Below are 11,905 nucleotides of genomic sequence, written 5' to 3' on the forward strand. Positions count from 1 at the left end.
ATGCAGGTATTTTCAGTTCTATTATATGGGGCAGATCTCTTGGAAAACAAGTACGGAGGATGATTCTCGAGGTTGGATTTCTAAAACAAAAAAGTAGTGACTCAAAAATGAAGTCACTACGATACTTAGACAAATTGTTTTTGGTTTAGTAAATTCTCTGTCACCTTTTGAACATAGTTTTGTGTTTCTTTAAAGGGTGGAATGCCATTATACTTATCAACATTACCAGGACCAGCATTATATGCTGCTAAAGCTAGCTCGGTATTATTCCCATAACGATCAAGCATTTGTCTTAAATATTTTGTTCCTGCCATAACATTTTGGGTGGCATCAAATCTATCATTCACACCAAGCCACTTAGCTGTTTCGGGCATTAATTGCATCAAACCACTTGCACCTGCTGAACTAACTGCATTCGGATTAAAGTTGGACTCTTGTTGAATAACAGCAGTAATTAATTCAGTTGGTACGTTATAGGCGGATGCAGCTTGATGAATGATATCTTGAATTGATTGATCACTATTCTCTCCTTTAAACTTCGTAAGCTGTACAGGAGGAAGAGAAACAGGAGAAGAGGTGAGCATTGTTTCGGCTATCGTTTGAACTGCTCCTATCTCCTGTGAGAAATCAGCAGAAGAATCATTCATTCTTGCTGTAATTGAATTTGATAATAATTGTGAAAAATCAGTTGTATTGCTGTTTTGCGTTGTATTTGGAAGAAAGGTTTGTAAGCTTTGCATTTGCATTAATAGTTTAAGCTGATCAATATTCATTATGACTCTCCTCATATGTCCTTGTTAATCATCTATTCTTCTTTTCTGAACTTCCCGAAATAATCTTTTCACTTTGTTCTCTGTTTTTCTTATCGGTATATTCATCTCTTTTAATAGTTTTTTAAAGGAATTTAAGCCATTTTCCCTATTCAAAACCTCATATTCTAATTCAAAGTCCACCTTATTTAAATATTCACTATTATCTAGGACGATTAAACCGTCCGCATTATTTTTTTCTGCACGGCTTGTTAATAAAGAACCAAATAACTTAAACGTCTCCTCAGGGAAATGGAGGTCACTTTTAAGTGAAGCTAAATATTGCTTATCGATGTACCCTTGTTTGATGATATGCTTTGCTTCTTCCGGTTGAAGATCATGGTTAGTTTCTAATAAGCCATCTGGGTGAGGTTGCTTTAATGTGAGTTCGAATTGATTATTTTTTTCTCTAATTCGAAGCGCACATCCTTCGTTTTTTAAAAAGAAAGTTGGCGTATCAAAATAATAGTTGATTTGTGTGAAGAAATCTTTGTCTTCTATATGAAGATGCTTTCTTAATTGAGCAAATTCCTGTTCTGTAAGCATATTTTTAAATTCAATTTCTATATTTTGTGACATGATTAATCCTTCCTATTCTCTCGACTACATGTATAATCAAATGAGAGATACATGATTTCTTAATACTTATCATTATTATGGCGCTGTATCGCATAATCTGCAATGTTCTTTGAGATTTTTTCCCCTTCTATGGTAAAATGTAAGAGTTTGGAGGTAGATGAAATGAATAAAAAAGTAGAAGTACAAAGTGCGTTATGGAATGATGAAGGAAAGGAATTATTATTAGAAATTGACTCTACTTTATCTGTGAATGATTTCGAGCCAAGAGAACAGATGCTAGTAGATTCCGACCATTTATCATTTATATACATAACAGAAAAAAATGATGATTATACATATATCATGTTACATGAATCATTATGGCAACAATTAAAGCAAGCATTGGTTTTTAATGGTGAAGTGTATTTGCATGATGGAAAAGAAAAGCTTAAATTACCTTTATTTCAAGAGGAATTACAATATCTTATTGAAAATATACGGGGTAACAGTAATTATGGAGATGAAATGGTTGAGAAAGTCGAGGCTATGTTTGAGTAACTTCTCTACTAATGAAGAGTAAATCATGTACCTAAGTTTCTTTCGTCGCTTTATTGCAAAAATTTCTAACTAAATCAAGTTAGAGAAATGAACTTACATAAGGGTGGTGCATGTATGAAGCATTGGGATCAATTTTTAGGGCCATATAAACAAGCTGTAGAAGAGTTAAAAGTGAAACTAAAAGGGATGAGAAGTCAGTTTGATTTCGTCCCAGAGCACTCTCCTATAGAATTTGTGACCGGCAGGGTAAAACCTATAGCTAGTATATTAGATAAAGCCAACCAAAAAGGAATTCCACTTAATAGGTTGGATGTAGAAATGCAAGACATAGCAGGTATGAGAATGATGTGTCAATTTGTTGATGATATAATGAAGGTAGTAGAATTGTTACGTATGAGAAATGACTTTGAAGTGGTGGAAGAAAGAGATTATATTTCTCATGAAAAAGCAAGTGGGTACCGCTCTTATCATGTAGTTATCGCTTACCCTGTACAAACTATCCATGGGGAGAAAAAGATATTAGCGGAAATTCAAATTAGAACGTTAGCGATGAATTTTTGGGCCACGGTTGAGCATTCATTAAATTATAAATATAAAGGCCAATTTCCATCTGATATTCAAATGAGATTACAAAGAGCAGCTGAAGCAGCATTTAGATTAGATGAAGAAATGTCATCGATTCGAGGAGAAATTCAAGATGCACAAGCATTTTTTTCACAAAATAAAGAAAAGCAGCAAAAGAATAAGTCATAGAATGAAAAATAAGAGGAGCTACTAAACAATGAGATTTGCGATTACGTCTAAAGGTGATACGAAATCGAATACATTGATGCATAAGATGAGATCGTACTTACTTGATTTTGATCTAGTATATGATGAAGAACAACCAGATATAGTCATTTCTGTTGGTGGCGATGGAACTTTGTTGTACGCATTTCACAGATATAGCAGCCGCCTTGATAAAACAGCATTCGTTGGTGTTCATACGGGCCACTTAGGATTTTATGCTGATTGGGTACCTGATGAAATTGAAAAGCTTGTAATCGCAATAGCAAAAACTCCTTTCCAAGTGGTGGAATACCCTCTTCTTGAAGTCATTGTCCGCTATTTGAATGGGGGCAAAGAAACAAGGTATTTGGCTTTGAACGAGTCTACAGTTAAAGCTGTGAATGGTACATTTGTGATGGATGTAGAGATTCGAGGTCAGCATTTTGAAAGATTTAGAGGAGACGGTTTATGTTTATCCACGCCTTCAGGGAGTACGGCTTATAATAAGGCGTTAGGTGGTGCGATATTACATCCGTCATTACCTGCTATTCAATTAGCTGAAATGGCATCGATTAATAATAAAGTGTTTAGAACAGTCGGTTCACCTTTAGTTTTACCAGCACACCATGCTTGCCTTTTAAAGCCTGTGAATGAACCGGATTTTAAGATTACAATCGATCATTTATCGCTTTTGCATAAAGATGTAAAATCAATTCAATACCGTGTAGCCGATGAAAAAATTCGCTTTGCTAGATTCAGACCATTTCCATTTTGGAAAAGAGTACATGATTCATTTGTTGCTGATTAACTGAGTGACTTTGGGTAAAATGGATGCTAGTTGAATGGAAATCCGAACAAGTTATTCTAATTCTGTCAAAGGGTTTGAATATGTTCGGATTTTTCTTTCCTGTAAATGCAAAATGTATAAGTTCAGTAATCCACAAGCAAAAATAGAAAAAGTCACTATGACCAAGCATCCAAGCGTTTGACAAAAGAGAATGGCAATATAATAAAATTTTTCGCACACTTAACTCTGATATTTTCTAAAGGAGCATGATATAGAAGCTTTGAGTTGCTGTCCACAGCAATATTCCTAAGGTAGGCTGGAAAAATAAGCTTCATTTCACTCGTATCCCAATGCTTCTTAAAGAACTGTCTTTGTTTGCATTTACACCGTTTATAAGGAGATAAAAGAATGTTTACTTTACAATGGCAAATTGATTCACTTGATACACCAGTTAATATCAAATCATTCCTATCACAGCAAAATATTTCTAAAACCGCTTTGACAGATATAAAGTTTGCTGGAGGTTTTATAAAAGTGAATGGAGTAGAACAAAATGTGCGGTATATGATTAATAACGGCGATGTATTAGAGGTTGGCTTTCCACTTGAGAAAAGAAGTGAAGGTTTGCAACCTGAAAATATTCCTCTCTCCATTCTTTACGAAGACGATGCAGTATTAATCGTTGTGAAGCCAGCAGGTATGAGCACTATTCCATCGCGAGAACATCCAGGTGGGAGTTTAGCGAATGCCTTATTAGGTTATTATATCAACCAAGGAATAGAGTCCACTATTCATATTGTTACAAGACTGGACAGAGAGACGTCAGGTTTAGTATTAATTGCCAAGCACCGTCATGTTCATCATCTTTTAAGTCGTCAGCAGCAAAATAATGGTGTTCAAAGAAAATATAAAGCTTTTGTTTGTGGGTTAATGGCAACAAAGGAAGGGTGGATTGAGGAGCCAATTGGCAGAAAACCTGATAGCATTATCGAAAGAATGGTTAGCCCGAATGGTAAACATGCAGCGACGTATTTTAAACAACTATCTCAGCAAAAAGAAAGACAATTCACTGAATTAGAATTGTCTTTAAAAACGGGCAGAACCCATCAAATACGAGTGCACCTATCTCATATCGGCTTTCCTTTAGTAGGAGATAATTTATATGGGGGTTCGACCAAATTGCTGCAACGTCAAGCCTTGCATTGTTTTTCCCTATCTTTTACCCATCCTATATCGATGGAAGTCCTTAACTTTTCAATTCCTTATCCTGAAGATATGCAAGCATTACTAAGTTAATCAAAGCGAGCAAATTTACCCTCCTGGAAGGGAAGCGAAGAGGAAACAGATACAGTCTGTAATTCAGGGTATTTAAGAGCCGTTAATTTATTGCCAAAAACTGCGCCAGTATCAATATTATATGTTTGATTGATTTTGCGCACTTCTCTCACAGGTGTATGGCCGTAAACAATTAATGTTTGTCCAGCATAATTTTGTGCCCAATCTCTTCTAATAGGAGATCCATCAGGATGGTTCTCTCCTGTAATATCACCATAAAGAGCAAATGTTTTTGCTTTTTTATCTTTTTTACCAATCCACTCTTCCTTCATTCCTGCATGTACTAATAATAGTCTTCCTTCGTCTAGTAAATAATAAAGAGGAGATTGTTCGTATAACTCGATAAACTTACGAAGTATATCTTTTCTTTCTTGTTTATTTAAGCTTTGTAATTCTTCTACTGTCGTTTCTAAACCGTGAGTAGTCTTTACAGGATTTCCTAGTGCATAGCGGTATAATTTATTGCAGTGATTGCCAGGAACATAATAAGCTCGATTCTTTTTTATTAATTGATATACGGTTTGAATGACTTTTAATGATTGTGGACCACGATCAGTTAAATCACCGATAAATGCGAGCTGCCTATCGTGTTTTAAAGGAATGCCTGAATGCCAGTCATAGCCTAGCTGAACGGTTAGATCCTTAAACTCTTTATAACAACCATGAATATCCCCAATTATATCTAGTTTCATTTACAGTCCCTCACTTTTAAAGTAGTTTGAATCGTTTAGATATGAAAGTTATAGAATTCTTATCGTTTGCATTTTTATTTTTCATATGTTTAGATTTTATTTCGACTAATTTTATTAAAAAGGAGTGATATAGAATGGAACATGGAAATTCAGTCGCCTCACTTGTAATTGTTATCGTGATAGCTTTCTTAGTACCGATTATACTACATCGTCTAAAAATCAACTTTATCCCAGTTGTAGTAGCAGAAATTCTAGCAGGATTAATTATTGGGAAAAGTGGATTTAATATAGTACAAGAGGATATGTGGCTTGAAACATTATCGACATTAGGTTTTATCTTCTTAATGTTTCTAAGTGGGCTTGAAATAGATTTTTCCGCATTTTCATCGAAAAAGAAAAAGCACCGATTGGAAAATGGCAAACCTGAACCAAATGCATTTCTCACTGCGAGCATCATTTTCGCCGGTATTTTTATCGTGTCATTAGTTTTATCATATGTATTTGTTTTAGTAGGCTTTATCGATAATGTGTTTCTAATGACGTTAATTATATCAACGATCTCACTTGGCGTTGTTGTTCCTACCTTAAAAGAAGGAAACATCATGAATACTAATATCGGGCAAATCATCTTGCTTGTAGCGGTCATTGCCGATTTAGCAACGATGATTCTACTCGCCGTATTTGTTTCAGTAAATGATGGCGGAGAAGGGAATACATGGTTATTATTACTACTATTTGTTGTTGGCGTGATCTTATACTTTGTAGGAAGAAGATATAAAAATAATAACTTCATACAGTCGCTATCAACTGGAACAATTCAAATTGGCACGAGGGCTGTTTTTGCACTCATTATTTTCTTAGTAGCTGTTTCAGAATCTGTTGGAGCAGAGAATATCTTAGGAGCATTTTTAGCAGGTGTACTTGTCTCATTATTGGCACCAAACCAAGAACTTGTTCATAAATTAGATTCGTTTGGATACGGCTTTTTAATACCAATTTTCTTTGTAATGGTAGGTGTTGATTTAGATATTTGGTCATTTTTCGCTGAGCCAATGTTATTAGTGTTTATTCCATTATTATTATTGGCATTGCTCATATCTAAATTAATCCCGGTTTTTTATATGAAGAAATGGTATGATATGAAAACTGTTGTCGCGTCAGGATTTATTTTAACTTCGACGCTTTCATTAGTCATTGCAGCTGCGACCATTGGTCAAAGAATGGGTATGATCTCTGAAGAAATGGGGGGGATGCTAATATTGGTAGCTGTTATCAGTAGCATCTTTACACCTATTGTCTTTAAGAAATTATTTCCAAAAGAAACGGTTAAAGAGAAGAAGATTAAAGTATCCTTCATTGGTGCGAACCAGATTACAATGCCGTTATCCAATGAATTAGCTTCAGATATGTATGAAACGAGTGTTTATCATACAGCTCAGCAAAAAGAGGAACCATTTATTACACCAGCCTTCGAGTTGAATGAACTTCCTGCTTTTTCAATGGAAGCAATAAAAGAAACAGAAATATTGCAAGCTGATGTTGTTGTGATTACAACTGGAGATGAGGATATTAACCTTGAACTGGCAGAAGCACTGAATGAATCAGGAATTGATCGTGTCATTTGTCGTTTAGAAAACCCCATTCTTGAAGAAAAGGCAATAGCTGCTGGTATTGAATCATTTTCAAGTATGTTGTCAACGAAAACTTTATTACGAGCGTTGATCGCTTCTCCGAGTGTAGTGGAGATATTTGAAAATCAAGAAACGACCTTATATGACGTGAAATTACGAAATTCTAAATTTGATGGAATGACAATCAGACGATTTCCTTTTGCCGGTGATGTTATATTTGTTCGTATCTTAAGGGGGCAAGAAACAATTATTCCCCACGGTGATACAGAGCTTTTATTAAACGATCGCTTAATCGTCACCGGTTCTCGGGAATATGTGGAAGAATTGAAGTGGGAATTAGAGCTTCACTAATTATTTCTAGGTACGAATAGATTCTATGACAGAGTCTATTCGTATTTTTTTTGTATAACCTCATGCGTCACATTCCTATTGAAAGTTGAATGTTTTTCATGTAATATTAGTACTAGGTACTAATAACATGTATAAATTATAGGGGGATTATAAAATGACGATCTCATTAAAAGGGAAAACTTACGTTGTAATGGGCGTAGCGAATAAACGTAGTATTGCCTGGGGAATAGCAAGGTCACTACATACAGCAGGTGCAAACCTCATTTTTACATATGCTGGTGAAAGATTAGAGAAAAGTGTCCGAGATTTAGTAAGTACCCTTGATGGTGCGGAGAACTCACTTGTATTACCTTGTGATGTGACGAATGATGAAGATGTAGAGAGTTGTTTTAGACAAATAAAAGAAGCAGTTGGAGAAATTAATGGTATTGCACACTGTATCGCATTTGCCAATAAAGAAGAGCTTCAAGGAGAGTATATGAATACATCTAGGGATGGCTTCTTGTTAGCGCATAATATTAGTTCGTATTCTTTAACAGCTGTTGCTAAAGCAGCAAGACCATTAATGGCTGAAGGCGGTAGCATTGTTACCATGACTTACCTTGGTGGTGAAAGAGCAATTAAAAACTATAATGTCATGGGTGTAGCAAAAGCTTCACTTGATGCAAGTGTTAAATATTTAGCAGTTGACTTAGGAAAAGAGAATATTCGCGTAAATTCTATCTCTGCTGGTCCTATTCGTACTTTGTCAGCTAAAGGTATTGGTGAATTCAATTCAATCTTAAAAGAAATCGAAGAGAATGCGCCATTACAAAGAACAACAACGCCTGAGGAAGTAGGAGATACAGCTGTGTTCTTGTTTAGCGACATGTCAAGAGGTATTACGGGAGAAAATATTCACGTCGATTCTGGTTATCACATTCGCTAATTCAGTACAATTGTTAATAAATGAATGGCTAGCATTCATTTAAAATTGCACAATTTATTTCATGCGCACACAACTCGTTAACTAAAGACAAGTTGTGTGCGCATTTTCTATTTCCATAGCACGGTGTGTTGGAGTGGAAACGAGACGCGAAATGTCCAGCTAATAATATACATGAAAAAAAGAATCATGGTAATGTGTGTGTATCTTCGGTTTGCACATATTTTGCAAACGCACTTAGCTCAGCTTACATCTTTGATTTTGTATTTCAGTGCCATGCCAATCCTATTTGCGGGGCACTCATGTGAGATTTTGCGCATTTGAGAGCTGTGCAAATCCCAATAGCGAGGCACTCGAGTGCTGTGCAGATCCCATTAGCGGGGCACTCGAGTGAGGTTTCGCATGTGAGTGCCGTGGAAATCCCATTAGCGAGGCACTCATGTGAGATTCCGCATGTGAGTGCCGTGGAAATCCCATTAGCGAGTCACTCGTGTGAGGTTTCGCATGTGAGTGCTGTACCAATCCCATTAGTTGGGCACTCAAGAGAGATTTCGCATGTGAGTGCTGTGCCAATCCCAATAGCGAGGCACTCAAGAGAGGTTTCGCATCTGAGTGCGGTGCAAATCCAATTAGCGAGGCACTCGAGTGAGATTTCGTATTTGAAAGCTATGCCAATCTCATCAGCGGGGCACTCAAGTGAGATTTTGCATTTGAGTGTCGTGCAAAACTCAGCTCTCATCATGCCATTTACATTATGAAAGGCTTCATGCTTAGTTTCTTATTTCTGTTATTCTTAATCTAACTTATGACACACTTCTTCACCATTGTCTACTGATCTTTTGGAAAACCTGAAAAAACGTTAGTAACATGTACTGATAATTGAAGAGTAGTCTGAAATATTTGATTACTGTTCCGTAAGATCTTTTTTCATTATTTTTTTGATCGATAAAGAAACTTTAAATAAGGTGATATAAGACAATCAGGGATATGAATATAAATTTATTGTAGTAGGACTCTATATGAAAACATTTCGTAGATTGAAGTCTTCTGGCGAATTATTTCCTTTCCGTTAGTTAAAATGAACGCCCATTTTTATTTCACATATAATATGTTGGCGCTTCGAATTTATTGAAGAGGGACAGGTGAAAGACATGGATACACAAAATAAAAAAAAGAAGCCTTTATTATATGTACAACAATCTAATCTTCCTTCTCCTTCGACATCAATGCAGTCAACTTATTCCAGTAAAAATGAAGTTGAGGAAGAAGAAAAAGAGGTTATCACAAATTCTTCAATAGATGAACAAGGTGAGGTGGAGAAAAAAGAAGAACATGTACAGCAAGTTTTAGAGGAATACGAGGAAAGTCAGTCAGAAAGTGAGCAAGGGTTTAACCGTGTGAAAAGTTTTAAGGATATGAATGTCCAGGAAAGGATTGATTATCTCCTTCATTTTCCTAAGCAATTACCTCCTGTACCTTGCTTATTTATAAGTGATGATAAGCATATTAGGGGATTTATTGAGTTAAAACAAGGCAATGAGTTAATGATTAAAACATTAAGCGGCAGTATGCAAACCATTCATATTCATAGTATAAAATCGATAAAAATGGTCGGTTTTAGGTGAGTAGACTGTATATAAAAAGCCAGTCGAGTAAACGACTGGCTTATATACAATTAGTCTTCGAAATATTCAACACAATTATCTACTGGTAAATAAATATCTTGAATACATTGAACTGCACAGAAGCAATCCAAATCTACAGTGATACAGTTTTCACTAGAACGGAAACCATCTACTTTACAAATTTTAGATAAATCAATGCAGCAACCTTCTGTAATATCAGCTGTTTCATAGCAACCAGGACTTGTTTCAGTAACTGGTTCTAAAACTCTTAGCGTAGCACATGAATTATCGAATATCTCTTCTACTCTAAAGAAAATTGACGTACAAGAGCAATCATCAACATTTGTTAAAAATGCGTGGAATGGTGAACCATCAGCTGTGCTTAACGTAAATACGCGCGTGTTAGGGCGTCTCACTCTCTTCTTTTTACCTCTCTTTGGAGAGATCGCACCGATTGGTTCTAAAAAACAATTAGAGCCACAATTACAATCTTCATCTTCACGAATTTGATCTTGGATATCTCTTATCGCACGTACGACTTCAGCTACACAGCTGCCGTATTTATTATCCTTTTTGTTACAACCCATATTCTTTTCCTCCTTATTCATTCTTTGATCTACATTAATAACATATTGATGAAACAGGCTATGGGTTACGGACAAACGCCTTATTTTTTGAAAAAATAGGCATATTTTTTAATGGAAGGGTGGAGATATGAATGGATCTTACCTTTTTTGAATTTCTTTTACTCTCATTTGCTTCTTTCCGTCTAACAAGACTAATTGTTTATGATCAAATCACTGAATTTATAAGAAGACCATTTATGTTAGAAGTTGATGAAGAGGATGAACATGGGAAAATAGAAACATATATCATTCCAAAAAATAAAGGTATAACTGGATTTTTTGGTAAGCTTCTTAGTTGTTATTGGTGCACTGGGATATGGAGTGCGGTGATTATATACTTAATGTATGCATATTTCCCTACAATAGGTGTGTTGTTAGTGGTGATTTTGTCAATTAGTGCATTGGCGGCAATTATTGAAGGGATCATTCAAAAAATGATTATTCAATAAAAATTGGGCTATTGGATTATACGAGCTCTTCCTCACTTGAATATGTTAAAGGTAAAAGGCATATATGATGAAGGAGGGCATTTGAAGTTGAACAAAAAAATATATACAAATAAAGAAGCTTTTAAAAAGAGAATTGCAGAATCAGGGGGAAGTAAAAAATCCTCCGGTTGTGGTTGTGGAAAGAAAAAGAAGAAAAGCAATTAATATAAAAAGACGAGCCATTAATAAAAGGTTCGTCTTTTGTTTTTTTTGGATAAGAAATTAACTTTTAGAGAAAATAAAAAAATAATGAAAAAGGTAAGGAAGGGACAAGAATGCCAAAATACTTGCTACTATTTATAAGTTTATTTTTAATTGCTGGATGTAGTAAACATGATTCTAATGAAGCACCGTTATCACTTGTTAAAGCAACAAACCCTACTCCGTCATTAATACATAGTGAATCACGGTCAACTGATGAAGATATGCTGCAAAGTATAGAAAAAGATATCGAAAAACAGAAAGAATTATATGATGCAGCAATTGTAAAGAATGATGATACCGTTTTAGTTGTTTACAAAGTAAGACATTTACAAAGATTTCACATGAAAAAAATTGAGAAAAATGTTACAGGGAAATTAGAAGATAAATATCCTGATGTTAAATTTATTGTTTCAAGTGATTTTAAGATTTTTCTTGAAGTAGTCGAATTACATGAACAAATGAAGAATCCCAATTTTAGTGCAAAAGAAGCCGAAAAAAAGTTCGAGAAAATAGTTAAGTTGAAAAAAGAATTAACATAGGAAGGTGAA

14 protein-coding genes are annotated in these 11,905 nt (G+C 35.2%); 10 read left to right on the forward strand and 4 right to left on the reverse strand.

Features of this window, described 5'->3' with window-relative positions; genetic code table 11:
* Positions 1-125: 125 nt before the first annotated feature.
* Together MKX78_RS08325 and MKX78_RS08330 are read right to left on the reverse strand one after the other, a co-directional pair.
* Entirely contained in the window at positions 126-773 is a 648-nt protein-coding gene (locus tag MKX78_RS08325; RefSeq protein WP_095369789.1) for a lytic transglycosylase domain-containing protein, read from the reverse strand.
* Between the two features lie 24 nt (positions 774-797).
* A complete protein-coding gene (locus MKX78_RS08330; protein WP_322909173.1) occupies positions 798-1,388 on the reverse strand; it encodes a CYTH domain-containing protein in 591 nt (196 codons plus the stop codon).
* 162 nt (positions 1,389-1,550) lie between these two features.
* Between MKX78_RS08330 and MKX78_RS08335 the strand changes: the two genes are divergently transcribed.
* The 4 genes from MKX78_RS08335 (at position 1,551) to MKX78_RS08350 (ending at position 4,776) form a co-directional block, all read left to right on the forward strand.
* The gene (locus tag MKX78_RS08335; protein WP_095369787.1) at positions 1,551-1,925 is read left to right on the forward strand and encodes a UPF0738 family protein; all 375 of its coding nucleotides are present in this window, start codon (positions 1,551-1,553) and stop codon (positions 1,923-1,925) included.
* Positions 1,926-2,039: 114 nt separating this feature from the next.
* Positions 2,040-2,678 (forward strand): GTP pyrophosphokinase, encoded by a 639-nt coding sequence (locus tag MKX78_RS08340; RefSeq protein WP_095369786.1) that lies wholly within the window; start codon positions 2,040-2,042, stop codon positions 2,676-2,678.
* Positions 2,679-2,706: 28 nt separating this feature from the next.
* Positions 2,707-3,501, forward strand: coding sequence for an NAD kinase (locus tag MKX78_RS08345; RefSeq protein ID WP_095369785.1), 795 nt, complete (start codon positions 2,707-2,709; stop codon positions 3,499-3,501).
* 387 nt (positions 3,502-3,888) lie between these two features.
* Positions 3,889-4,776, forward strand: coding sequence for an RluA family pseudouridine synthase (locus MKX78_RS08350; RefSeq protein ID WP_340978489.1), 888 nt, complete (start codon positions 3,889-3,891; stop codon positions 4,774-4,776).
* Here the strand turns inward: MKX78_RS08350 and prpE are convergent.
* Positions 4,773-5,507 (reverse strand): bis(5'-nucleosyl)-tetraphosphatase PrpE, encoded by a 735-nt coding sequence (gene prpE, locus MKX78_RS08355; RefSeq protein ID WP_095369783.1) that lies wholly within the window; start codon positions 5,505-5,507, stop codon positions 4,773-4,775. The two genes, MKX78_RS08350 and prpE, sit on opposite strands and share 4 nt — an antisense overlap.
* 134 nt (positions 5,508-5,641) lie before the next feature.
* Here prpE and MKX78_RS08360 point away from each other — a divergent pair, with 134 nt between their 5' ends.
* From MKX78_RS08360 to MKX78_RS08375, 4 genes are all read left to right on the forward strand, one after another.
* Entirely contained in the window at positions 5,642-7,489 is a 1,848-nt protein-coding gene (locus MKX78_RS08360; RefSeq protein WP_341050472.1) for a monovalent cation:proton antiporter family protein, read from the forward strand.
* Between the two features lie 154 nt (positions 7,490-7,643).
* Positions 7,644-8,417 carry an enoyl-ACP reductase FabI gene (gene fabI, locus MKX78_RS08365; protein ID WP_095369781.1) on the forward strand — a complete coding sequence of 258 codons (774 nt, stop codon included), beginning with the start codon at positions 7,644-7,646 and terminating at the stop codon, positions 8,415-8,417.
* Positions 8,418-8,818: 401 nt separating this feature from the next.
* Complete coding sequence (locus MKX78_RS08370; protein ID WP_341050474.1) at positions 8,819-9,172, forward strand: hypothetical protein; 354 nt, start codon at positions 8,819-8,821, stop codon at positions 9,170-9,172.
* Positions 9,173-9,565: 393 nt separating this feature from the next.
* A complete protein-coding gene (locus MKX78_RS08375; protein WP_095369779.1) occupies positions 9,566-10,039 on the forward strand; it encodes a CotO family spore coat protein in 474 nt (157 codons plus the stop codon).
* Positions 10,040-10,089: 50 nt separating this feature from the next.
* Here MKX78_RS08375 and MKX78_RS08380 read toward each other — a convergent pair whose 3' ends face one another.
* Positions 10,090-10,626, reverse strand: coding sequence for a CotY/CotZ family spore coat protein (locus tag MKX78_RS08380; RefSeq protein ID WP_095369778.1), 537 nt, complete (start codon positions 10,624-10,626; stop codon positions 10,090-10,092).
* A gap of 131 nt (positions 10,627-10,757) precedes the next feature.
* Here MKX78_RS08380 and MKX78_RS08385 point away from each other — a divergent pair, with 131 nt between their 5' ends.
* Entirely contained in the window at positions 10,758-11,114 is a 357-nt protein-coding gene (locus tag MKX78_RS08385; RefSeq protein WP_095369777.1) for a DUF1360 domain-containing protein, read from the forward strand.
* Between the two features lie 314 nt (positions 11,115-11,428).
* Positions 11,429-11,896, forward strand: coding sequence for a YhcN/YlaJ family sporulation lipoprotein (locus tag MKX78_RS08390; RefSeq protein ID WP_322909178.1), 468 nt, complete (start codon positions 11,429-11,431; stop codon positions 11,894-11,896).
* The last annotated feature ends 9 nt before the right edge of the window (positions 11,897-11,905 follow it).

Source organism: Cytobacillus sp. FSL R5-0569 (genome assembly GCF_038007265.1).
Lineage (GTDB): Bacteria > Bacillota > Bacilli > Bacillales > Cytobacillaceae > Cytobacillus > Cytobacillus kochii.